Origin of the sequence: Neorhizobium sp. SOG26, assembly GCF_003491345.1 — a bacterium.
Lineage (GTDB): Bacteria > Pseudomonadota > Alphaproteobacteria > Rhizobiales > Rhizobiaceae > Neorhizobium > Neorhizobium turbinariae.
The window spans coordinates 289,664-312,442 of the sequence record NZ_CP025512.1; the positions used below are offsets into that span (position 1 = coordinate 289,664).

At 61.5% G+C, this 22,779-nt stretch carries 23 protein-coding genes and 1 tRNA gene; 17 read left to right on the forward strand and 7 right to left on the reverse strand.

What is annotated here, in order from left to right; all coding sequences use genetic code 11:
• The first annotated feature begins 3 nt into the window (after window positions 1-3).
• The 3 genes from CYG48_RS01385 (at window position 4) to CYG48_RS01395 (ending at window position 1,111) form a co-directional block, all read left to right on the forward strand.
• Window positions 4-450, forward strand: a complete 447-nt coding sequence (locus CYG48_RS01385; protein ID WP_118848750.1) for a phasin — start codon at window positions 4-6, stop codon at window positions 448-450.
• A 108-nt stretch (window positions 451-558) separates the two neighbouring features.
• Window positions 559-635: transfer RNA gene (locus tag CYG48_RS01390), tRNA-His, on the forward strand.
• 230 nt (window positions 636-865) lie between these two features.
• Window positions 866-1,111 carry a helix-turn-helix domain-containing protein gene (locus CYG48_RS01395; protein ID WP_118848751.1) on the forward strand — a complete coding sequence of 82 codons (246 nt, stop codon included), beginning with the start codon at window positions 866-868 and terminating at the stop codon, window positions 1,109-1,111.
• A gap of 28 nt (window positions 1,112-1,139) precedes the next feature.
• Here the strand turns inward: CYG48_RS01395 and CYG48_RS01400 are convergent, their stop codons facing one another.
• A complete protein-coding gene (locus tag CYG48_RS01400; RefSeq protein ID WP_118848752.1) occupies window positions 1,140-2,048 on the reverse strand; it encodes a LysR family transcriptional regulator in 909 nt (302 codons plus the stop codon).
• A 116-nt stretch (window positions 2,049-2,164) separates the two neighbouring features.
• Between CYG48_RS01400 and CYG48_RS01405 the strand changes: the two genes are divergently transcribed.
• Together CYG48_RS01405 and CYG48_RS22745 are read left to right on the forward strand one after the other, a co-directional pair.
• Entirely contained in the window at window positions 2,165-3,661 is a 1,497-nt protein-coding gene (locus tag CYG48_RS01405; RefSeq protein ID WP_118848753.1) for a CoA-acylating methylmalonate-semialdehyde dehydrogenase, read from the forward strand.
• Window positions 3,662-3,822: 161 nt separating this feature from the next.
• Window positions 3,823-3,948, forward strand: coding sequence for a hypothetical protein (locus tag CYG48_RS22745; protein ID WP_256371644.1), 126 nt, complete (start codon window positions 3,823-3,825; stop codon window positions 3,946-3,948).
• Window positions 3,949-3,957: 9 nt separating this feature from the next.
• Here the strand turns inward: CYG48_RS22745 and CYG48_RS01410 are convergent, their stop codons facing one another.
• The gene (locus CYG48_RS01410) at window positions 3,958-4,236 is read right to left on the reverse strand and encodes a hypothetical protein (RefSeq protein WP_118848754.1); all 279 of its coding nucleotides are present in this window, start codon (window positions 4,234-4,236) and stop codon (window positions 3,958-3,960) included.
• A 174-nt stretch (window positions 4,237-4,410) separates the two neighbouring features.
• On the opposite strand from CYG48_RS01410, the gene rirA reads away from it, so the two are divergent.
• Both rirA and CYG48_RS01420 read left to right on the forward strand, forming a co-directional pair.
• Window positions 4,411-4,881, forward strand: a complete 471-nt coding sequence (gene rirA / locus CYG48_RS01415; protein ID WP_118848755.1) for an iron-responsive transcriptional regulator RirA — start codon at window positions 4,411-4,413, stop codon at window positions 4,879-4,881.
• Window positions 4,882-5,039: 158 nt separating this feature from the next.
• Window positions 5,040-6,071: an AbrB family transcriptional regulator gene (locus CYG48_RS01420; protein ID WP_118851418.1), complete on the forward strand. Its 1,032-nt coding sequence runs from the start codon at window positions 5,040-5,042 to the stop codon at window positions 6,069-6,071.
• 3 nt (window positions 6,072-6,074) lie between these two features.
• Here CYG48_RS01420 and CYG48_RS01425 read toward each other — a convergent pair whose 3' ends face one another.
• On the reverse strand, window positions 6,075-7,307 hold the full coding sequence (locus CYG48_RS01425; protein ID WP_118848756.1) for a TadE/TadG family type IV pilus assembly protein: 1,233 nt from the start codon (window positions 7,305-7,307) through the stop codon (window positions 6,075-6,077).
• Window positions 7,308-7,476: 169 nt separating this feature from the next.
• Between CYG48_RS01425 and CYG48_RS01430 the strand changes: the two genes are divergently transcribed.
• Both CYG48_RS01430 and CYG48_RS01435 read left to right on the forward strand, forming a co-directional pair.
• Window positions 7,477-8,022, forward strand: a complete 546-nt coding sequence (locus tag CYG48_RS01430; protein ID WP_118848757.1) for a gluconokinase — start codon at window positions 7,477-7,479, stop codon at window positions 8,020-8,022.
• A 142-nt stretch (window positions 8,023-8,164) separates the two neighbouring features.
• Window positions 8,165-8,821: a TetR/AcrR family transcriptional regulator gene (locus tag CYG48_RS01435; protein ID WP_118848758.1), complete on the forward strand. Its 657-nt coding sequence runs from the start codon at window positions 8,165-8,167 to the stop codon at window positions 8,819-8,821.
• A 57-nt stretch (window positions 8,822-8,878) separates the two neighbouring features.
• Here the strand turns inward: CYG48_RS01435 and CYG48_RS01440 are convergent, their stop codons facing one another.
• Together CYG48_RS01440 and CYG48_RS01445 are read right to left on the reverse strand one after the other, a co-directional pair.
• The gene (locus CYG48_RS01440) at window positions 8,879-10,126 is read right to left on the reverse strand and encodes an NAD(P)/FAD-dependent oxidoreductase (protein WP_118848759.1); all 1,248 of its coding nucleotides are present in this window, start codon (window positions 10,124-10,126) and stop codon (window positions 8,879-8,881) included.
• Window positions 10,127-10,290: 164 nt separating this feature from the next.
• Window positions 10,291-11,046: an SDR family NAD(P)-dependent oxidoreductase gene (locus CYG48_RS01445; RefSeq protein WP_118848760.1), complete on the reverse strand. Its 756-nt coding sequence runs from the start codon at window positions 11,044-11,046 to the stop codon at window positions 10,291-10,293.
• 186 nt (window positions 11,047-11,232) lie between these two features.
• On the opposite strand from CYG48_RS01445, the gene CYG48_RS01450 reads away from it, so the two are divergent.
• Both CYG48_RS01450 and CYG48_RS22360 read left to right on the forward strand, forming a co-directional pair.
• On the forward strand, window positions 11,233-12,126 hold the full coding sequence (locus CYG48_RS01450; RefSeq protein ID WP_118848761.1) for an AraC family transcriptional regulator: 894 nt from the start codon (window positions 11,233-11,235) through the stop codon (window positions 12,124-12,126).
• An 86-nt stretch (window positions 12,127-12,212) separates the two neighbouring features.
• Window positions 12,213-12,383 carry a hypothetical protein gene (locus tag CYG48_RS22360; RefSeq protein WP_199925185.1) on the forward strand — a complete coding sequence of 57 codons (171 nt, stop codon included), beginning with the start codon at window positions 12,213-12,215 and terminating at the stop codon, window positions 12,381-12,383.
• 8 nt (window positions 12,384-12,391) lie between these two features.
• Here CYG48_RS22360 and CYG48_RS01455 read toward each other — a convergent pair whose 3' ends face one another.
• Window positions 12,392-13,153 (reverse strand): DeoR/GlpR family DNA-binding transcription regulator, encoded by a 762-nt coding sequence (locus tag CYG48_RS01455; RefSeq protein ID WP_118848762.1) that lies wholly within the window; start codon window positions 13,151-13,153, stop codon window positions 12,392-12,394.
• Window positions 13,154-13,381: 228 nt separating this feature from the next.
• Between CYG48_RS01455 and CYG48_RS01460 the strand changes: the two genes are divergently transcribed.
• Window positions 13,382-16,546 carry a hybrid sensor histidine kinase/response regulator gene (locus tag CYG48_RS01460; protein ID WP_245450372.1) on the forward strand — a complete coding sequence of 1,055 codons (3,165 nt, stop codon included), beginning with the start codon at window positions 13,382-13,384 and terminating at the stop codon, window positions 16,544-16,546.
• On the opposite strand, the gene CYG48_RS01465 is transcribed toward CYG48_RS01460, so the two are convergent.
• Window positions 16,543-17,478, reverse strand: a complete 936-nt coding sequence (locus CYG48_RS01465) for an AraC family transcriptional regulator (RefSeq protein ID WP_118848763.1) — start codon at window positions 17,476-17,478, stop codon at window positions 16,543-16,545. The genes CYG48_RS01460 and CYG48_RS01465 overlap by 4 nt on opposite strands.
• Before the next feature lie 138 nt (window positions 17,479-17,616).
• On the opposite strand from CYG48_RS01465, the gene CYG48_RS01470 reads away from it, so the two are divergent.
• From CYG48_RS01470 to CYG48_RS01490, 5 genes are all read left to right on the forward strand, one after another.
• Entirely contained in the window at window positions 17,617-18,867 is a 1,251-nt protein-coding gene (locus tag CYG48_RS01470) for an ABC transporter substrate-binding protein (RefSeq protein WP_118848764.1), read from the forward strand.
• A gap of 68 nt (window positions 18,868-18,935) precedes the next feature.
• On the forward strand, window positions 18,936-19,799 hold the full coding sequence (locus CYG48_RS01475; protein ID WP_118848765.1) for a carbohydrate ABC transporter permease: 864 nt from the start codon (window positions 18,936-18,938) through the stop codon (window positions 19,797-19,799).
• Complete coding sequence (locus CYG48_RS01480; RefSeq protein WP_118848766.1) at window positions 19,796-20,614, forward strand: carbohydrate ABC transporter permease; 819 nt, start codon at window positions 19,796-19,798, stop codon at window positions 20,612-20,614. The genes CYG48_RS01475 and CYG48_RS01480 overlap by 4 nt, the downstream gene beginning before the upstream one ends.
• 5 nt (window positions 20,615-20,619) lie before the next feature.
• Window positions 20,620-21,666, forward strand: coding sequence for an NAD(P)-dependent alcohol dehydrogenase (locus CYG48_RS01485; RefSeq protein WP_118848767.1), 1,047 nt, complete (start codon window positions 20,620-20,622; stop codon window positions 21,664-21,666).
• Window positions 21,666-22,724 (forward strand): ABC transporter ATP-binding protein, encoded by a 1,059-nt coding sequence (locus CYG48_RS01490; protein ID WP_118848768.1) that lies wholly within the window; start codon window positions 21,666-21,668, stop codon window positions 22,722-22,724. Before CYG48_RS01485 ends, CYG48_RS01490 begins: the two co-directional genes overlap by 1 nt.
• Window positions 22,725-22,779 lie beyond the last annotated feature (55 nt).

Here is a 22,779-nt window from a genome sequence, read left to right on the forward strand (position 1 = left end):
ACGATGGCATATAGAACTGACGATGTCTTTTCCTTCTCTGCCTTCGACCCGTCGAAGTTTACTGAAGGTTTTCGCGAGTTCGCCGAAAAGGGTGCAGCTCAGTCGCGCGACGCCTATGCTAAGATGAAAACTGCTGCCGAGGAAGCCGCAAAGACGGTTGAATCCACAGTACAGACGGCACAGGCTGGTTCTGTTGAACTTGGATTGAAGGCGATCGACGCGCTTCGCACCAATGCCGACCAGTCGCTCAGCCACATGGAAGCCCTGCTTGGTGTCCGTTCGGTTTCCGAACTGATCGAGCTGCAGACCTCGTTCTTCCGTCGCCAGGCTGAAACCACGGTCGAGCAGGCCAAGGCCATGCAGGACATTACCCGCAAGATTGCGGAAGACGTTGCCAAGCCTGGCAAGGAAGCTGCCGAAAAGGCAATGGCCTCTTTCAAGGTCTCCTAACAGGTCGGGGGCTGGAGAAATCCAGCCACGTCGATTTCGGTGAAAGGGGCTTGCAAAAACAAGCCGATCGCCGTATGTGACCCCCCGAAGGCGCGACGAGCGCTTTGTGCGGTTGTAGCTCAGTTGGTTAGAGCGCAGGTTTGTGGCACCTGAGGTCGGTGGTTCAACTCCACCCAACCGTACCACTCTCTTATTTTCCCGCCGATCTAGAGAGTTCTCGGCCAACCTACCGGCATGTATTTGCCTCGCCCAGAAGCGGACACAATGTCGTGGGTCGCAGCATCCGCCCTTGTTCGGGGCGCATACCTGCCTACATTTGCGCCTGCGAGCGCCTCATTAATAAGCTCGCACGACGGGCTATCGCCCACCTTCACCTGCCGTTTTGCGGCAGTCGCTTTAAGAAGGACATGGATCTATGACCATTTCAGTCAACAAGCTTTCCTCCAAGGGAGGAACGCAGATTTCGCCGAAGCATATTGCTAACGCCGTTAATGAAGCCCGCCGTGCCGTGGGTTACAGCATTGATGAACTGGCCGTCACCACGGGTCTGGTTGGTGACGAGATCATCCGGATCGAAAACGGTTCGGATGCCGATCCGCGCAAGCTGAAGCGCATCGCTGCAGCCCTTCGCGTTCCGGTTTCCCAGTTCCTGCCGAACTGAATTCTGGCCCGGCCGCTTCGGCGGCCGGTCACGCCGTCTCGTGGTCCGAAGGTTCGGACACGAAAATCTCTGCCTCCCGCCGAACCAGTTCGTTGAGAAAATCAACGACAGTCCTCAGCCTCACCAGGTTCCTTGTCGTCTCGTGATAGGTTGTCCAGTAGGATCGCCGGATGACGATCTGCGGCAGGATACGGACGAGTTCCGGATGCTGGCGCGCCACATAATCATGCAGAATGCCAATCCCCGCGCCGGAACGGACAGCCTCCGTCTGGCCGATCGCGCTTGAAATCTCGAAGCGCGGATCCCAATCCCGCATCACTTCGCCGGTAAAATTGAGGGAAGGGGAGAAAATCAGGTCGTCCACGTAACCGATCCGGCTGTGGTCCTTCAGCGCTTCGACAGTTTCCGGCCGCCCGGCGGCGTCGAGGTAGGATCGTGACGCGTAGAGCCCCAACGTGTAGTCGGTGAGCTTGGACGACACCAGCCGCCCTTCCTCCGGCCGCTCGATGGTAATTGCGATGTCCGCCTCCCGCTGCGACAGCGAGAACGACCGCGGCACCGGCACCAGTTGCAGCTTCAGTTCGGGATGTCGATGTGTCAGCGCCCCAAGCCGCGAGGCCAGAAACGACACGCCGAACCCGTCCGGTGCTCCGATGCGGATCGTGCCGGAGATCGCCGCATCCACACGGCCCGTGCTGGCCTGGGCGGCAAGCATCTCGGTTTCCATGCGCTCTGCGGCACGAAAAAACACTTCCCCCTCAGCCGTCAGTTCGCAGCCGTTGGTGCGGCGCACCAGTAGCTGCACGCGTAGGTCCTCCTCAAGCGCGGTGACGCGTCTGCCAAGTGTTGCATGGTTGATGCCAAGCCGTCGTGACGCCGCCAGGATCTGCCCCGCACGCGCAACGGCGAGGAACATACGCACATCATCCCAGTTCACGCCCCACTCCTGATGTCGAATTCTGCACAACGGATGCTTAAACTACAGCGTTGCCTTGTGCAAACCGCAGAGTATCCTCTGCAGCCACAAAAGCCATTATCAGGAGGAGCATCACCATGCGCGAGATCGGGCATTTCATCGGCGGCAAGCGGGTTGCCGGCACCAGCGGCCGCACCGCAGACGTTTTCAACCCTGCAACGGGCGAAGTTCAAGCGAAGGTCGCGCTGGCGAGCGTCTCGGAAATCCGCGCAGCGGTCGAGAATGCCAAGGAAGCCCAGCCGAAATGGGCTGCGACCAATCCGCAGCGCCGCGCCCGCGTGTTCATGAAGTTCGTAGACCTCCTCAACCAGAACATGGACGAACTGGCGACGCTGCTTTCGAGCGAGCATGGCAAGACGGTAGAAGACTCCAAGGGCGACATCATCCGCGGCCTAGAAGTCTGCGAATTCGTGATCGGTATTCCGCACCTTTCCAAGGGTGAATTCACTGAAGGCGCCGGCCCGCAGATCGACATGTATTCGATCCGCCAGCCGGTCGGTATTGGCGCAGGCATCACGCCTTTCAACTTCCCGGGCATGATCCCGATGTGGATGTTCGCGCCGGCAATCGCCTGCGGCAACGCCTTCATCCTGAAGCCGTCCGAGCGTGATCCGTCCCTGCCGATCCGGCTCGCAGAACTGATGATGGAAGCCGGGCTTCCGGCTGGCATTCTCAATGTCGTCAATGGCGACAAGGCAGCCGTTGATGCGATCCTGACGGATCCGGATATCGGCGCGGTTTCCTTCGTCGGCTCCACGCCGATCGCGCGCTACGTCTATGGCACGGCCGCGATGAACGGCAAGCGTGCCCAGTGCTTCGGCGGCGCTAAGAACCACATGATCATCATGCCCGATGCCGACATGGACCAGGCCGTCAACGCGCTGATGGGCGCGGGTTATGGTTCGGCCGGCGAGCGCTGCATGGCGGTGTCGGTCGCGGTTCCGGTTGGCGAAGAAACCGCCAACCGCCTGGTGGAGAAACTGACGCCGAAGATCGAGTCGCTGCGGATCGGCCCGTACACGGACGAAAAGGCCGACATGGGTCCGGTCGTCACCAAGGAAGCACATGCCCGCATCAACAGCCTGATTAACCGTGGCGTCGAGGAAGGCGCCAAGCTCGTGGTCGATGGCCGCGGCTTCAAGCTGCAGGGTTATGAGAACGGGTATTTCGTAGGTGGCACGCTGTTCGACCACGTCACGCCGGACATGGACATCTACAAGACCGAGATCTTCGGCCCTGTCCTCTCCGTCGTTCGCGCCCAGAACTACGAAGAAGCCCTGTCCCTGCCGATGAAGCATGAATACGGCAATGGCGTTGCGATCTTTACCCGTGACGGCGATGCCGCCCGCGACTTCGCAAGCCGCGTCAACATCGGCATGATCGGTATCAACGTGCCGATCCCGGTTCCGCTGGCCTATCACTCCTTCGGTGGCTGGAAGGCCTCGTCCTTCGGCGACCTCAACCAGCACGGTACCGACTCCATCAAGTTCTGGACGAAGACCAAGACGATCACCGCGCGCTGGCCGTCCGGCATCAAGGACGGTGCGGAATTCGTCATGCCGACGATGAAGTAACGGCAACAGTTCTCGGAAAGGCCTCTTCGGAGGCCTTTTCTTTTTTAGGGTGAGCTTATCCACACAATCCTCAGGCAAGCTCGGTATGATTATACCTTTCCATTGACCTAGCCGCAGACTGATCTAACTTGGCTGCGGAGTAGGCGTTGGGGGAGAGTATTGTGGTATACGAGTGGGACGAGAGGCGCGCACGCCGCGCTCATTTCACCAAGCTTGCGATGATACTGAGCTTTGCGCTGGCCGCGGTCATCATTCCGGCACTGGTTGCCATCACCATGGTCAACTGAGACCGAAGATTAGTCAGGCGATCCGCCGCCGATCCGGAATATCGATCTGAAAGCGCGGGATATCGACAGATGGGCAGGAGCTTCCTGGCCAATGGCGGCGTAACCCGCCTCGGTGAGCGAGAACAGCCGCCCGTGCCGTGTGTCGCGCCGCACGATGTATTGCATTGTCAGCGCATGGTTGAGGGCAGGGGTCATCTCCTTGTTCCAGTCCAGTTCCTCGGCCGGCACGCGTGAGGCGCCAGCCTTATAAAGTACGGTCAGGACCTCGTGCAGATCGGGCGATAACATCGCCTATCTTCGCACAACATGCGAGTTCGCGCCATCGCGCCGGGAACCCCCGCCATTGCTCACGACTCGTGCGTTGTCGCAGGCGCCAAACTTGATGCAGATTTTCTTATTTTGGAATTGTTCAAAACTAGCTGACCCTCTATATAGAACCTCTACAAGGTTCGGGAGAACAGAATGCGCCTGACGAAGCAGACCAATTACGCCGTGCGGATGTTGATGTATTGCGCGGCCAATGACGGGCATCTCAGCCGCATTCCGGAAATTGCCAAGGCTTACGGCGTATCCGAACTCTTCCTGTTCAAGATTCTCCAGCCACTCACCAAGGCAGGTCTCGTTGAGACCGTGCGCGGCCGCAATGGCGGCGTCAAGCTTGGCCGTGCTGCCGAACGCATCACGCTGTTCGACGTGGTGAAGGTGACGGAGGACAGCTTCGCCATGGCGGAATGCTTCGAAGACGGCGCAGTGGAATGTCCGCTGGTTGATAGCTGCGGCCTGAACGCGGCGTTGCGCAAGGCGCTCGGCGCCTTCTTCGACGTGCTCGCGGAATACACGATCGACGATCTCGTCAAGGCCCGGCCGCAGATCAACTTCCTGCTGGGCCTCGATGACCTGCGCGCGCCGAAGATCGCAGCACCCGCCGCCTGAGGCGCGCTACAATCCCTTTCCACAGGCACTGCTTCGGCGGTGCCTTTTTTGTTCCCGCTTGGTGTGAAGGTTGACCCGAATCTTCTTTTCAATAGAAGAAGCGGCATCCTGCCGGGTTTCTCCGGTCGTTTTTCCCAATGCCCTTCGGACCTGCGCCCATGTCTCCTTCGGAACTGCGAGCTTTCGCGCTGACTGCTGCGATCGGCTTTGCAGGCGCCTTGCTGGCCATCCTGATTTCGTTCCCGGCGCCCTATCTCATCGGCCCCGCCATCGCCGTGACGCTCGCCTCCCTTGCCGGGCTCAGGCTCGCGGTGCCGCAGAACGTGCGCAACGTCTGCTTCGTGATCGTCGGCGTGTCCATGGGAACGACGGTGACGCCGGAAGTCATCGTCGCGGCGCGCACCTGGCCGATGAGCTTCGTGATGGTGCTGGTGACGATGACGGTGCTGCTGTTCACCAGTTCGACGCTGCTGCAGCGCCTCTTTGGCTATGACCGCGTCACCTCGCTCCTGGCGTCCTCGCCGGGACATCTGAGCTATGTACTAAGCCTTGCGGCAGAAACGCGATGCGACGTGCGGACCGTCAGCATCGCGCAAAGCGTGCGGGTGCTGGCGCTGACGATCATTACCCCGATCATCGTTACGGTTCTGGATCTCGTCGACAGCGGCACGATCCTGGCGGTGCCGGTGATGAGCCTGCCGGTCTTGATCGGGTCGCTTGTCGCGGCCGTTGCGCTCGGCGCGTTATTCCTGCGCCTGCGGCTTCCCGCAGCACTTCTCCTCGGCGGTGTTTTCGTGTCGATCGCAACCCATGTCACCGGCTTTGCCAGCGGCGCGGTGCCGAACTGGCTGCTGATCCCGACCTATGTCATCCTTGGCGCCTTGATCGGCACCCGCTTCAGCGGGGTCTCACTTGCCGAGGTAAAGAAGGCTGCGATTGCCGGTGCAGTCGCCACGGTCGCCGTGACCTTCATTGCTGTCGCAACGGCCTTTGGCGTGTCGCACATGCTCGATATTCCGCTCGATGCAGCGCTGATCGCCTTTGCACCGGGCGGACTGGAGACCATGTCCGCCATGGCGGTGATGCTTGATGCCAATCCCACCTATGTCGGGGCGCACCATGTGCTGCGCCTGCTGTTCCTCTCGGCATTGATGCCGCTGGCGCTCGCAAGGGCGGTGCGCCAGCGTTGATCGTCAGTTGACCAGTCGGACAGCCTTGATCTCGGATGTCCCGCCGATACCCTCATAAGGTTCGATCTGCCACTGCGACGAGTTCATGATGATCGTGTTGACCACCAACGAGATCTTGCTCTCCTGGTTGGTCTTCGAGTTGTAGACCACATCGCGGTTCGGCAGGTAAATCACGCCGCTCAGGTTCTCGCCCAGGGAGCCGTTGAAGATATACTGCTGCTTGCGCGCATTGTTGGCCGGGTCGCTCGTCTTCTCGAACATCAGGATGCCCTTGTAGACACCCTTCGTCGGCGCGCTGGCGGTAAAGCTGAGCCCGCCATTGGCGCGGATTTCGCTGTCGGTATCCGGGAAATAGAAGGTGACGCCTTCGGCAATCACCGTCGTGCCGGTATTGAGGATCATCCGCCCCTTGATGATGTGGAGCCCGGGCTTGAAGGTGATGACCGGCGTGCCGTGGAAGGTCGTGCCGCAATGGACGCCGGGCGCAAGTTCCACGACGGGCTCGTTTCTCACGCCGCTGCTCGTGCAGGTCGCGGACACGGCGGGTTCGGGGATCTTGCCGGCGTATGGGTCAGGCGAGATGTTGCAGCCTGTCTTCAGGTTGCTCAGCGTGCCGCCGTTCTTGAGGTAGTTTGTGCCAGCGACGCAGAAGTCGGCGGTGGCAATCGTCGCGCCGCTGTTCATGGTGAAGGCGGGGTTTTGCGTTGAGGCGACCTCGACGGCGCATTTCTTGGATTTGACGTTGGCGCCCGTGTTGATGAGGACCGCCGTAGGCTGGTTGCCGAGCACGCGGATGCAGGTGTCGGAGAACTGCTCCGCCTTGACCGCAATGGCCGTCGACCGCACCTTGATGTCCATGCTCTTGATGCCGACGACCGACAGGAACCTGGTGTCCACCTTGCTGGCCAGGATGCCCGTCAGGCTGCCGTCTGGATTGGCCGTCACGATCAATGCGCTCTGCAGGTCGGTATCGCTGCTGACGGCGTTCGCCAGGAAGCGTTCTGCTTCATCACGCTGGCTTGCTGGGTCAGGCTTGGACACGGCGCTCAAGATCGCGGCATCAAGCGTGTCCTGGAGCCGGGTCCGTTCCAGTGAGGCGTCGACATAATCGATCGCGCCGCCGGCAGCAGCAACGAGTGGCACGAGGAGCAGCGCGGTCGTCAGGGCGAAATTGCCTCCGCGATCGCCAGCCAGGTGGCGGAGTTGATGCGATATCTTGCGGCGGAACCGATGCATATTTATACGCCCCGTCAGTAGTTATGAAAAATCGGATTGGTTAAGCTCGCTCCGATTTAACCCGCACCTTCTTAAACCTTCGGGTAAGAAAATTGGAAAATCTGAGGTTAACTCAGGTTTCGAATCTGAAGCCCGGCCGCAGTCGGTGTCCTTCTGGGAGTACCAATAGATGTTGAAGCCTGAAGCTCGGTCTCCGCTTGCGGTTGTGGTCATGGGTGTGAGCGGGTCTGGCAAGACCTCCGTCGCCGAACGCCTGGCGCAACGGCTCGGCTGCCAGTTCATCGAAGGCGACCGCCTGCATCCGGCCATGAATGTCGAGAAGATGGCCCGCGGCATCCCGCTGACGGATGACGATCGCTGGCCCTGGCTCGATCTCGTCGGAGCCGAGCTTGCTGCCGCCACACAGCGCGGCGAAAGCGTGGTGGTGACCTGCTCGGCCCTGAAGAAGATCTACCGCGACCGGCTCCGTCAGGAGAGCCAGGGGCCACTTCATTTCGTCTTCCTGACCGGCGATCCGGAACTCCTGGAACAGCGCATGGGCGCCCGCAAGGGCCACTTCATGCCAACCTCCCTGCTGCAGAGCCAACTCGCGACGCTGGAAGACCCTCGCGGGGAAGCCGGTGTTGTTGCTGTAGACATCGACGCCGATCTCGAAACCATCGTCGATGACGCGATGCAGAAGCTCGAAGCCCTGCCCACCACTCCTGGCGAATAAAAAATCTCATCCCCGAGTGATCCGGGAGGCGTCCTCCATCGTATGAACCGAAATTTTTGCGCTCTGAGTGGCTTGCCCGGAGGAGGGAACCGGCTCGAGGCGCGAAATTGTCGGCAGGTGTTTGTGAGGAGACGGTGTACGCATGCCAGATTCGACGGGTGGCCAGGGGAGCAATTCGCTTCGCCGGGTGCCGAAACAGGAGCGAAGTCGCGACCGGATCGACGAGATCCTGAAGGTTTCGATGGAACTGATCGGGCGCAAGGGTATCGACGCGGTGACGATGAAGGAGATCGCCGCGCTATCGGGCGGGCCGATCGCTTCCGTCTACCAGTACTTCCCGAACAAGTCGGCGATCATCGGCACGCTTTATGAGCGTTACGCCGATGAAGTCCGCTCTTTTGTCTTCGACCACATCAAGGGGATTGAAAGCGCGTCCGATGCCGTGGATGCGACCACCGGCCTGTTCGACCTCTACTACAACCAGATGCGCGAAAGGCCTTCGACGCAGGACCTTTTGAACGCAATCCAGGCCGATAAGCGCCTGTCCGACCGCGATATCAACGAGACACGCGTCCAGGCGGAAATGTTCTATGACGCCACCTTCCAGTTCGTGGATGAGGCGCGGCGGCAGGATTATCGCGAAACGCTGCTGGTGATGTTCCACATGGCGGGGTCGACGCTTCGGCTCGCGCTGATGGTGCCGCAGGCCGAAGCCGAGCAACTGGTGAAGCAGTTTAAATCAATCACGCGTGCCCAGGCGACTTACTACCTGAAGGGTAGTTTCCCCACCGAGCTTTAACGATCATCCTCAGCCGAGCTTCGTCGTGTCGAGGCTCGGCTAAGGTCTATCTCTTCGTTATGCGCCGAAACGCTCCGGCCGGTAGGACGAGATGTCGACCAGCGTCTTCTCGCCGACGATGGCTTCCGCAATCACCTGGCCGGTGACCGGTCCAAGCGTCAGCCCGTGATGCGCGTGCCCGAAGGCGAACCAGAGACCGTCATGGCGCGGCGCCTTGCCGATCACCGGCATCATGTCCGGCGTGCAGGGGCGGGCGCCCATCCAGGGCTCCTTGTCGAGACGCTCGGCGAGCGGGAAGATGGAGCGGGCCACGGCTTCCGCGCGCTCAAGCTGCACGGGGGTCTTCGGCGCGTCACGGCGGGCGAACTCCGCGCCGGTTGTCAGGCGGATGCCCTGGTTCATCGGCGCAAGGAAGTAGCCACGCTCGGCATCCATGGTCCAGCCGTTGAGCTTCGCGTTGCCCTTCGTGCCATAGTGCATGTGATAGCCGCGTTTGACGCCCACGAGGAAGTTGTAGCCGAGCGGCTTGGTGACCGTGTCCGACCACGGTCCAAGCGCCACGACGACGTCTTTGGCCTCGACTGTTCCGTTGCCGGCAACCACGCGCCAGCCCGTGGCCGTCTTGGAAAGGCTCTTGGCATCACCCTTCAATACGCGGCCGCCGAGCTTTTCGAAGAGGGCGACATAGGCCCGCGTCAACGCCAGCGGATCCTTGACCGACCACGGATCTTCCCAGCGAAGCCCGCCCACGAGATCCGTCGAAAGATGTGGTTCCTGTTGGGCAAGTTCCGCCGGCGTCAGGCGCTTGAAGGCAACGCCATATTCGCTGGCAAGGCGTTCGGCTTCCTTGAATTCGCTGTCGCGCTTGCCGTTGGTGCGGAAGACTTCCGTCCAGCCGTTCTTGACGATGAGGTCCTGCGCGCCGGCTTCCTCGATCAGCTCGTTGTGGGTTGAGATCGAATGTTCGATGAGCGGTGCATAAGCCCGTGCGATCAGCTGGTGGCGGGAAAGGTTCGAGTGCCACCAATACTTGGCCAGGAAGGAAGAAACGGACGGAATCGCCCGCCAGTGGAAATGCGCATCAATGCGGTTGTTGAGCGCGTAGCGCAGGATAAGCCCGAACTGCTGCGGGAACCCGTAAGGGACGACGCCTTCGCGCTGGATCAGGCCGGCATTGCCATACGACGTTTCGAGCCCCGGGTCCTTCCTGTCCACCAGAACAACTGACTTGCCGCGCCGCGCTAGTTGTAGTGCCGTTGAAACTCCAACGATTCCGGCTCCCAACACGATTGCATCCGCTGCCATGATCCTCTTTCCATTCCAACTCGTTAGCTGGAGGTGACCATGCCGCCGCCAATGCGGCGGCGCAAACGAAAAATGCAGTCTCGCCGGATTATCAGCAGGTCATTGAGGCGGCTGTGCAACGGATGCGAGGCCACGGTGAGGATCCCGCGGCCTCGCATCCGAGATCAGATGACCTGGCCGCCCGAGACTTCGATGCGCTGTGCGGTGATCCAGCGGTTTTCGGGGCCAAGCAGGCCTGCAACGACCGGCCCGATATCATCAGGAACACCGACACGCCCCAGCGCAGTCATTGCTGCGAACTGCTTGTTGAGGTCCGGCATGTCTCGCACTGCTCCACCCAGGAAGTCGGTTTCAATGGCGCCGGGTGCGACCACGTTGGCGGTGATCCCACGTGATGCAAGTTCCTTGGCCATATAGACGGTGAGGACCTCGATCGCTCCCTTGGCGGCGGAATAGGCCGAAAAGCCGGCAGCCGAAATCCGCGTGAGGCCGGAGGAGAAGTTGATGATGCGGCCGCCATCCTTCAGCAGCGGCAGCAACGCCTGCGTCAGGAAGAACACGCCCTTCACATGCGTATCGAACAGGGCGTCGAACTGCGCTTCCGTTGTTTCCGCAAAGCTTGCCATGTCGCCATGCCCGGCATTGTTGACCAGGTGGTCGAATGACTCCCGCTGCCAGGTGGCGGCCAGCGCCTCGCTGATCTTGGTGGCGAAGTCCTTGAAGGACGAGATGTCTGTAACATCAAGCTGAATGGCGATGGCCTTGCGACCGAGTGCTTCGATCTCGGCCACAACGTCTTTTGCCTGATCTTCGCCGCTGCGATAGGTGATGATGACGTCACCACCGCGACGAGCGATGCTGATGGCGGTGTTGCGGCCAAGCCCGCGGCTGCCACCCGTGACGATCGATACTGTGCTCATGTGGGCTCTCCTTCGAGGTTTGGAGGGAGGTATCGGCCTCCCGTCTGGAATGGCCGTTTATCCTCCATCTCGTTGGGCACCGGTTGCTTGAAGCGCTTGCCGTTTTGCCTGATCCTCCAAGGTGACTTGCCGGGTAGCCGGTTCGGCAGTTTAATCACTCTCTCTGTTGCACCGACAGGAGCCGCCATGAGCAACACCTTGCTGGACTGCGTCCGCCGCTTTGCTGATGCCAATGCCGATGCGTTCGGCGTTGCCCGTACGCCCATACCCGGCCTGTTTGCCATGCGCGCCACGGCTCCGAGCGAGTTGCAATACGCCATCTCCAAGCCGCTTGTGGCGCTCGTCCTGCAAGGAGCGAAGCGGGTAACGATGGGGAGCGAGACCTTCGACTTCGGCGCAGGGGAGTCGCTGCTGATTGCCGCGGATGTCCCTAATGTGAGCCAGATCACCCGCGCCACCGCGGGCGAGCCATTTTACTCCCTGGTGCTCGACATCGATCCGTTGGTGACGCAGTCGCTGGTGATGGAGATCGGCGTGGCGCAAACTGGAACGGGCGCGCCGATCCGCATCGATCCCACCGAAGCGGAGGTTGCCGACGCGGCGCTGCGCCTGATGCGGCTGCTCGACCGGCCGGCGTCAATCCCGGTGTTGCAGGACCAACTGATCCGGGAGATGCATTATTGGCTGCTGACTGGCCGCCATGGCGCCGGCATTCGAAACCTTGGCTTTGCCGATAGCCATGCGAACCGGATCGCGCGGGCGGTGGCGGTGATCCGTGCCGAATATGCCAAGACGCTTCCCGTCGAGCGTCTGGCTGTCGTGGCGGGCATGAGCCCGTCATCCTTCCACCAGCATTTCAGGGCGGTGACGTCTCTTTCGCCGCTGCAGTTCCAGAAGCAGCTTCGCCTCATCGAAGCGCGGCGGATGATGATCTCCGAAGGTGCGGCCATCAGCAATGCCGCCTATGCGGTCGGCTATGAGAGCATTCCTCAGTTCACCCGCGAATATGGGCGCTTGTTCGGGACCACGCCGGCGAGGGATATTCGCGAAAGCAGCGGCAAGGCGCAGGTCGCCGCCTGATCGATCACCCTGTCGTGCCGGAACTTCGCGTGCCGTCGAAGGTTGGCGAACCAAATCGACCTGGAGATGCAGACCGGGAGGCGCAGATGGAACGAGACGACCAGCCAAAACATCAGGACAAGACCAACGAGGCACCGGCGCCGCGCGGCAAGCCGAAGTTTGGCGCCTTGAGCATGTTCGGCCTCGCTTGTGTCGGCGCGGCCTTCGTAGGGCTGTTCATTTTCTTTGTCGTTTATGGCGCCGTGGCAAGCAAATAAGTCGCGCTTCAGGTTCGGGTGCTGCTGATCTGGACGCCGATTGCGCGCAGGGGCGCGAGCAGGTCTTCCGGGCACTTTCGGCTGACGAGAAGCGTATCCACCTTATCGAAGCCGACGACACTATAGGCGGAGACGGCGCCTAGCTTTTCCCGTGATGCCAGCACGACCGTCTCGGCGGCCTGCCGGCAAATGGCGCGCTTCACTGCCGCTTCTTCCCGGTTACCCGTCGTCAGCCCGTGTTCGGCATGAATGCCAGTGACGCCCATGAAATAGATGTCCGAGCGGATATGCGAGAGGTTCTCGATTGCAACCGCGCCGACCGCAACGTTGGAATGTCTGTAGATGCGCCCGCCGATCACTTCCACCTCCACCTCCGGGTGGTCGAGAAGCGCGGTGGCGACATCAGGGCTATGGGTCACCACGGTCACGCGCAGGTCCTTCGGCAGTGCGCGGGCGAGCTTGACGGTCGTGGTGCCGCCATCAAGGAAGATGATCTGCCCTGCCTGCACCATGCCGGCGGCAAGCTTTGCGATCTCCGTCTTCTCGTCCGCTGATACGCTCCGGCGCGCCTGCAGGTCTCCCAGGGCTTTGGACGAGGGAAGGGCGCCGCCATGGACCCGCTGCAACAGGCCTTCGCTTGCAAGCTCTCGGAGGTCACGCCGTATGGTATCCTCGGAAACGCCGAGTGCCGTGCTGAACTCCTTGGCGATGATCCGGCCATTCTTGCTCAACGCATCGAGAAGCAACGCCTTGCGTTCGGTGGTGAGCATGGATCTTCCTTCTGTCGGTCTGCTGTAGATTGCACGAAGAGCGCGATGATCCAAGATCGTGCAACAGGCTTACCGGCAAGAAAAAACGAGATGTTCCTGGTAGTTTAACCAAGATCGGTTTCTTTCTCTAAAAGAAGTTCACCATGCGACGGTAATGCAGCTTCCGTGCCTCGACATGGTCGGTTCATCGCCCTATCTAACGCGCGCTCTCTAGAACGCAGGGGTCACATGGACACGCTTTCGGCGCGGCACTTCCACGACATCTTTATAGGCGACAGCGAGATGGCACGTCTCATGCGCGAGCATGACTGGGCCTCCACCTCGCTCGGTCCGGCGGAGAACTGGCCGAACGCCTTGAAGGTCGCGCTGCGGCTGCTGCTCACCTCGCGCTTCGAGATGTGGCTGGGCTGGGGCCCGGACATCAACTTCTTCTATAACGACGCCTATATCCCGACCCTCGGCACCAAGCATCCCAAGTCGCTCGGCGTGCCGACCAAGGAACTCTGGGCGGAAATATGGGACGACATCCAGGGAAGACTTGCCACCGTTTATGAAGAGGGACAGGCGACCTGGGACCGGGCGCTGCTCCTGGTGCTTGAGCGTCACGGTTATCCGGAAGAAACCTATCATACATTCTCCTACAGCCCGCTGATCGGCGACAGTGGCGAAGTCGAAGGCGTATTCTGCGCGGTGTCCGAGGAAACCGAACGCGTTCTCAACGAGCGCCGGATGGATACGTTGCGGCAGCTTGCCTTCAGCCTGAGCGCGGCAAAATCCCGCCCGGCCGTATTCGAGGCTGCATGCATTGCTCTAGGCGAAAACCTGAAGGACCTGCCGTTCAGCCTGCTTTATGAATTCGATGAAGACGGATCCGCAAGGCGTCGGTGCGCAAACCAGATGGGGGATTGCCATCCCCTGAGTCCTGCGGTGATCGACGGCACGTCCGGCCTATGGGATCTCTGCTCCGCCTGGAATAATCACGCGACGCTGGTAGTTGACATTCCAGAAGGCTCGTCGCCGCCGATGGGCGCCTGGGACAAGCCGCCGAAGCGCGCCGCCATCGTGCCGCTGCTCGGGCAAGGCGGCGGCCGGCCGGAAGGGGTGCTGATCTGCGGCCTCAATCCGTATCTACAGGAAACGGACCACTATATCGACTTCCTCAAGCTCGCGGCTGGCCAGATTGCTTCGGCGCTTGCAAGCGTCATCGCGTTTGAGGCGGAGCAGCGCCGCTCTGTGGTGCTGGCCGAGGCCGCCCGCCTGAAGGAAGAGGTTGCCGCAAAGCTGGAGCAGCTCAATCGCCAGCTTGCCGATGAAGTCCAGGTGCGCAAGGCGGAAGCCGAGCGGATGCGCGACCTGTTCCAGCAGGCGCCGAGCTTCATGGCGATTCTGGCCGGTCCAGACCATGTCTTCGAGCTCACGAACGACGCTTATCTGCAACTAGTGGGGCATCGCGACCTGCTGGGCCTGCCGGTGCGCCAGGCGCTGCCGGATATCGAGGGTCAGGGGTTCTATGAACTGCTGGATGACGTTTTCTGGTCCGGCAAGCCCTATATCGGCAAGGCGGTTCCGGTGACGCTCAAGCGTTCCGCGGACACCAAGGCCGAGGAGCGCTTCGTCAACCTCATCTATCAGCCGATCTTCGATTCCAGCGGCACCGTGACCGGCATCTTTGTTGATGGCTTCGATGTCACGCACCAGAAGCGGGCCGAGGAACAGCTTCAGCAGATGAACCAGAGCCTCGAGCAGCGTGTTCGCGAGCGGACCGAGGAGCTTCACAGCGCGCTTGATCGCTTGCAGGAGGAAGTGGCCGAACGCGAGCAGGCCGAGCAGGCGCTGCGCCAGGCCCAAAAGATGGAGGCGCTCGGCAAGCTGACGGGCGGTGTGGCGCACGACTTCAACAACCTGCTGCAGGTCGTCAGCGGAAATCTTCAGCTCCTATCGAAGGACCTGCGTGGCAACGCCGCTGCCGAGCGACGGGTGCAGAATGCACTGGCGGGCGTTTCGCGCGGCTCCAAGCTTGCCGCACAACTGCTTGCCTTCGGTCGGCGCCAGCCGCTGGAGCCGAAGGTGGTCGACGTGCGCAAGCTCATCCAGAACATGGATGACATGCTCCGGCGCGCGCTCGGCGAAGAAATAGAGCTTGAGACCGTCATGGCTGGCGGTCTGTGGAACTGCCAGATCGACCCCGGCCAGCTCGAAAATGCCATCCTCAACCTTGCGATCAACGCACGCGACGCGATGGACGGTCAGGGCCGCCTTACCATCGAGACCGGCAATTCCATGCTGGACGACGCCTATGCGCTGGCCCATGAGGACGTGAAGCCCGGCCAATACGTCATGGTAGCGGTGACTGATACTGGCAGCGGTATTGATCCGGCGATCCTGGAGCGGGTCATCGAGCCGTTCTTCAGCACCAAGGGCGAAGGCAAGGGCAGCGGTCTTGGCCTCTCCATGGTCTACGGCTTCGTCAAGCAGTCCGGCGGACACCTGAAGATCTACAGCGAAGTTGGGCACGGTACGACGATACGGATCTACCTGCCGCGCGTTCACCAGGTGGAAGACGCTCTGGAAGACGTGCGCAACATGCCCGTTACGGGCGGCACGGAAACCATTCTCGTCGTGGAAGACGACGACGAGGTGCGTGAAACCTCAGTCGCGCTGCTCACTGATCTTGGCTATCGGGTGCTCAAGGCCAATGATGCGCAGGCAGCCTATGCCATCATCTCCAGCGGCATCGCGATCGACCTGCTGTTCACCGACGTGGTGATGCCGGGGCCGATGCGCAGCCCCGAACTGGCGCGCCGCGCAAAGGAGATGTTGCCGGGAATCGCCGTGCTGTTCACCTCTGGCTACACGGAGAATTCCATCGTCCATGGCGGCAGGCTGGATCCCGGCGTCGACCTGCTGTCGAAGCCCTACAGCCGCGAAGCGCTCGCCCGCAAGGTGCGCCAGGTGCTTGGCAACCAGGCACAGCACAAGGTTGCTGAAACGCAGGAGCCGGCTGCGGTCGCCGATCTGCTGACCCCAGCCTATACGGCGGAATGCCTGCGCGTGCTGGTGGTGGAAGACGACGAACTGATCCGCGCAAGTACGGTCGACATGCTGGTGGCGAGCGGCCACACCGTGTTCGAGGCGGCGGATGCGCCCTGCGCCATCGACATCCTGCGCAACCAGACGGTCGATGTTCTCCTGACCGATGTCGGGCTTCCGGGAATTTCAGGTGTCCAGCTTGCGCGCGACGCCAAGGAGACGATTCCTGCGATCGGAATCGTGTTCGCGAGCGGCGACGATGTCGGGCGCCACGAGTCCGGCATCAAGGATGCTGTGCAACTGACGAAGCCGTATCTGCTGGAAGACCTGCTCCACGCGCTGAACGGCTTTCGCCGGCGTTAGGCCACCTTGGCCGGCGATGCGATCATCGAGCTTGCCCGGATACGGGCGGCTTTCCTGTATTCACGCGGCGTAAAGCCCGTTTCCAGCCGGAAGTAGCGGTTGAAGTTCGAGAGATTGTTGAACCCCGCTTCAAAGCAGATGTCGGTGATCGGCACGTCGGTTTCGGCGAGCAGCGTTCGCGCCCGCCAAACGCGCACCGAGCGGCTATAGGCCGAAAAGTTCATGCCGGTCAGGCGCCGGAAGGCGCGGGAGAAGGCCGAGGGTTCGAGCCCCACGAGCCCGGCCACCTCGTTCATGGAGGCTCCCGGATTGGACTGCATGATCTGGATGGCGCGGTCGATCCGCCGATGCCGCCGGTCCGACATGTCGTTATAGGTCGCGGTGAAATGTTCGCTGGCGAGCAGCCGCTTTTGCGGCGCTGCCTCTATCCGCTCCAGGATCTCGATGAAAAGGCCAAGTCGCGGGCCACCATGGTTTTCATGCAGCTCGATCACCTTCGAGCCGATCTCGGTCGCTTCGGGGCCAAGGATCTCAATGCCGCGGTCGGCAATCGGCTTCAGGCGGTGAAGGACTTCGAATTCCGGACAGACCGACCGCACGCCGATCAGCGCATCGGCATCGAACTGCAGCACCAGGTCGCGGCCCGGCAGGTGAGGGGCGCCGGGCGTGATCCAGTTATGCGGCATGTTGGTGCCGGTCAGCATCAGGTGCCCCGGTTTGAAGGGTCCCACATAGTCCCCGACATAAGCGAAGCCCTGGGCGGCTGGGATGTAATGGATTTCCCATTCCGGATGGTAGTTCCAGATGCAGATCGGGTTCGGATAGTCGTCGCGGCGGATGAGGTAGGACATGCCGCGCGGCAGGACGATCTGCTCACGCGTGGCGGTGAAGGTGTCCGAAGCAGAGCGCGGGAAATCTGGTGCAACGGACACCGGAACTCTCCATAAAGACCAAGCTAAAGTCAAAATAGTATCATTTCGCAGCGAATTGCAAACTAGTTCCTCCGTGCGCTCTTGGCACAATCGCGGTTGTCGACGGCCATTGGGAACTGCCGTCCATGGGAGGAAATCATGAGATTGAACACGCTCCGCGCCGGGTGCGCGGTTATCGCCTTGCTCACCGCATCCAGTGCATTTGCCGCCGCCCAGTGCAGTGACGATCTTCGCATCCTGGCACAGCCGCGAGACGGCCTGACACTGCTCGAGAAGTATGTCGACGAGTTCGAGGAACTCTCGGGCGCCGGCTTCGAGATCAGCTACCTCAACGAAAACGATCGTCGCGCCAAGTCGCAGGCAGATGCCTCGACGGTCGGAAGCTTCAATGTCTATTACGTGGACGAAGCCAACCTTGCGCTTTTTGCATCCTCCGGCTGGATCGTCCCGTTGGAAGGTTATTACCCGAAGGAATACGACTACAACGACTTCGATGCCGGCATGCGCGCTGCCGCCACCTATGACGGCAAACAGTGGTTTGCGCCGATCCAGGGCGGCGGCGACCTGATGGTCTACCGCACTGATCTTCTGGAAAAGGCCGGCATCCAGCCGCCGAAGACCTGGGAGGAATACGTCGCGGCGGTCAAGAAGCTGCATGATCCGGACAACGGCGTCTACGGCACGGCTCTGCGTGGCCAGCGTGGTTCCGGCGCGAACGTCTGGCGCTGGATGCCGCTGTTCAAAGCCAATGGTGGCGAGTGGTTCAAGGACGGCAAGCCTGCGTTCAACTCGGAAGCGGCGGTGAAGGCAACGGAAGCCTATCTCGACCTCTTCAAGTATTCCGCACCGGGCACCCAGACGGGTTCCTGGGATGAGTCCACAGGCGCTTTCCGGGCCGGAAAGGTTGCGATCATCATCGAATCCGCTCCGCTTGGCGGCATGTCGGTCGACAAGGCGCAGAGCCAGGTGGCTGACAAGGTTGCCTTCTCCGTTCCGCCGTCGCCGCTGCCGGGTGGTGGTTACGCCCACGGCTTCGCCATCGCCTCCAAGGCAAATGCGACCGAGGAAGAAAAGGCCTGCGCAGGCCTCTTCGTTGCCTGGGCAACCTCCAAGGAGCAGGAAGCACGGCGTCTGGAAGCCGGCCAGCCGGGCGAACTGACCCGCACCAGCACCTACCAGAGCCCGGAATACGCCAAGACCTTCGGCCAGAACCTGTCGGACGCCATGGCGGCAACCGGCGAAAAGACGACCGTCACCTTCTGGCAGGATGCACGCTGGCAGGAACTCGGCAACCAGTGGGGTATCATGCTCGAAGAGCTGATCACCGGCAGCCGCAAGGACATCAAGGCGACGCTCGACGAACTCGAGGCCTTCGCCGCCAAGCTCTGACGCCTCCCAAGGCACCGCCGGGGCGCGCCGGGAAACGGCGCGCCCATCCCCAATCGTGAGGATCTGCCATGCGTCGCGGCCGCTCGCTGCCTTATGTGTTTCTCGGGCCCACCCTGGGCATCCTGGTCGTGCTGGCTTTGGTGCCGACGATCTATGCGATCAACATTTCGCTGCAGAACCGCACCCTGTCGCAGCCGACTGCTGACTATGTCTGGTTCGCCAACTATGTCGCGCTTTTCTCCGATGCCCGCTTCCTCAACGCGCTCTGGGTGTCGTTCAAGTGGGAAATCATCAGCGTCACCGCGACCATGGTCACCGGGCTGGCGCTCGGCATCGCCATGTTCGAGGCGGCAAGCCCGCGGGTGCGCAACATCCTCTGCGTTCTTTTCATCATCCCGGTCCTGCTGCCGCGCGTTTGCGCCGCCTTTGTCTGGAAGTTCTCCTTCCATCCGCTTTATGGCGCGCTGACCTGGCCGGTGCGCGAGATCACCGGCAGCACGCCGGATATCCTTTCTACGCCGCTCGGTGCACTGCTTGCGGTCGCCTTCGTGGATGTCTGGCAGTGGGGTCTCTTCTTCGCCGTCATCATCCTGAAGCTGCTGGAGTCCCTGCCGCCGCAGCCGCTGGAGGCCGCCCGCATCGACCGCGCCTCGCGTTTTGGCGTGCATCGTTTCGTCACGCTGCCGATGCTGAAGGCGCCGTTGATCAGCCTGCTGCTGGTCAAGGCGATCGAGAGCCTGCGTTCATTCGACCTCGTTTACGTTATGACGCGCGGCGGTCCCGGCATCTCCACCGAAACGCTCGACATGTACGCCTATTCGCAGGGCTTCATCGAATCCGGGAAGATCTCCTATGCCTCGTCCATGGCGGTCATCATGATGGTTCTGACGATCGTCACCTTCACCTTCACCTGGAAGAGGCTGAACCGATGAAGATCTCGACCCTTCTGCTCAGGCTCCTCCTGATTCTTGCCGCCGCGCTTGTCGTGCTGCCGCTGTTGTGGACGCTGCTCAACGCGTTCAAGACCAATGCCGACCTGCTGGTCAGCACGCCAAAGCTCGTCTTCCAGCCGGTTTGGGACAACATGAGTTATGTCCTGAACCGCCGCTCCGTGGCGCGCGCGCTGACGAACTCGCTGATCATCTGCTCCACCGCGGTGCTGATCGGCGCCGTGATCGGTGTACCGGCGGCTTATGTCATTGCCCGCTTCAAGAACCGGCTGACGGCAGAAGCCCAGTTTTTCGTCCTGTCGCTGCGCTTCCTGCCGCCGGTCGCGATCGCCATCCCGATGCTGGTGATCTGGCTCGGGCTCGACCTCTACGACACTCGGCTATCGCTGATCGTCACCTACCTGATCGTGACGGCGTCGATTACCATCTGGCTCTCGGTGCCGTCCTTCGAGCGCGTCAGCCTGCATGTGGAGGAGGCCGCGCGCGTCGATGGCCTCGGACCCTATGCGACCTTCTTCCGGATCGCCCTGCCGATCGCCCGCTTCCAGATCTTCGGCGCGATCGCCTTCTCCTTCGTGCTGGTCTGGAACGAGTTCCTGCTCGCCATGATGCTGACGACGTCGAAAGCGAAGACGCTGCCCATCATTGCCTCGGAAATGTCGCAGCTCGGCATGAACGTCCCCTGGGGCATCCTCAACGCCGCCGTTGTCCTCCTGTCCCTGCCGCCACTGATCCTGCTCGGCGTCATGGCCGGGGGCTTGAATGCCGCATTCTCAAAGAAAACTGATCAAGGTTGATACTCATGAAAGCACTTGTCCTCGAACGTGTTGGCGAACTCTCCCTGCGTGATATCGACCTTCCTCAGGAGATGGGCCCGGACGACGTCCGCATCCGCCTGCACACGGTCGGCGTCTGTGGCAGCGACGTGCACTATTACACCCATGGCCGGATCGGCGACTTTGTCGTCAACGAGCCGATGGTGCTGGGTCACGAAGCGGCCGGCACGGTTATCGAGGTCGGCGCCAACGTGACGCAACTTCAGCCGGGCGACCGGGTCTGCATGGAGCCGGGTATTCCGGATCCCAAGTCCCGCGCCTCCCGCCTCGGCCTCTACAACGTCGATCCGGCCGTGACCTTCTGGGCAACGCCGCCGGTGCACGGCGTGCTCGTGCCCGAAACGGTTCATCCGGCAAGCTTCACCTACAAGCTGCCCGACAACGTTTCCTTCGCCGAAGGCGCGATGGTCGAGCCGTTTGCGGTTGGCATGCAGGCGGCAACCCGGGCGAAGATCACCCCCGGCGACACGGCGGTGGTCACGGGTTGCGGCACGATCGGCATCATGGTGGCGCTTGCAGCCCTTGCTGGCGGCTGCTCGCGGGTGCTGATCTCCGACCTGTCGGAAACCAAGCTGAAGCTCGCCGAGACCTATGACGGCATCACCGGCGTCAACCTGCGCGAACAGAACCTGGTCGAGGCAGTCAACACGGCAACCGATGGCTGGGGCGCGGACATTGTTTTCGAATGCTCAGGTGCCGCCGCCGCCGTGCGCGACCTCTTTAAGGTCGTGCGTCCGGGCGGCACGGTCGTTCTCGTCGGCCTGCCGCCGGAGCCGGTGCCGATGGACATCGCCGCAGCATGCTCGCGCGAATGCCGCATCGAGACCGTCTTCCGTTATGCCAATGTCTTCGACCGGGCGCTCGCCCTGATCGCGGCCGGTAAGGTGGACCTGAAGCCGCTGGTTTCCGGCACCTTCTCGTTCGACCAGTCGATTGCAGCTTTCGAGCGGGCCGCCGAAGCACGCCCTGAAGACGTGAAGCTGCAGATCATCGTCGATGGGGAGAGGAACTGATGGCGACAGTCGAATGCCGTGACATCCGCAAGGTCTATGGCGCCCTCGAAGTCATGCGGGACTTCAACCTGAAGGTCGACGACCACGAGTTCGTGGTGTTCCTCGGTCCCTCAGGTTGCGGCAAGTCCACCATGCTGCGGATGATTGCCGGCCTGGAGGAAATCACCGGCGGCGAACTCCTGATCGGCGGCCAGCGCATGAACGACCGCGATCCGGGCGACCGCGGCATCGCCATGGTCTTCCAGAACTATGCGCTTTATCCGCATATGAGCGTGCGCGAGAACATCACCTTTGGGCTGGAGCGGTCCGGAGTGCCGAAGGCCGAGATAGAAGGTCGGCTGGCGCCGGTGGTCGAGAGCCTCGGGCTTGGTGTCTACCTCTCACGCAAGCCGACCGAGCTTTCCGGCGGCCAGCAGCAACGCGTGGCGATTGCCCGCGCCATGATCAAGACACCGGAAGTCTTCCTGTTCGACGAGCCGCTCTCCAACCTTGATGCCAAGCTACGGGGCAGTTTGCGGGTGGAAATCGCCCGCCTGCATCGCAGCCTGAAGACCACCAGTATCTACGTGACCCACGACCAGCTCGAGGCGATGACGCTGGCCGACCGGATCGTGTTGATGAAGGACGGCCGGATCGAGCAGATGGGAACGCCAGAGGAAATCTACCAGACGCCGGCGACCCTGTTTGCTGCGGGATTTATCGGCACGCCGAACATGAACTTCATTCCGATGGAAGTGTCGGACGGCGTGCTCGGCGCAGATGAGATCCGCATCCCGGCATGTCTCGCCCTCGACACGGGGCCGGTAACTGTGGGGATCCGCCCCGGCGCTTTCCGGGTGACGGGGGAGCCGGGCGCCTTCCGGGGCCGCGTCGAGCGAAACGAGTTCCACGGCGAGACGCGCCTGGTGACGGTTCGCAACGGCAGCCACGAGATCAATGTCGCCTTGCCGGCATCCACGGTCGTCAGGGAAGGTGAGGTGATCGCGCTCGATGTCGCGGTCGAAGACCTGCATCTCTTTGAGCCGCAATCCGGCAAACGCATCCAGCACGTCCAATAGACGAGGGCGCCAGCATGCAGCTCGCGCCCTCATTGAACTAAATGCTTCCACCCTG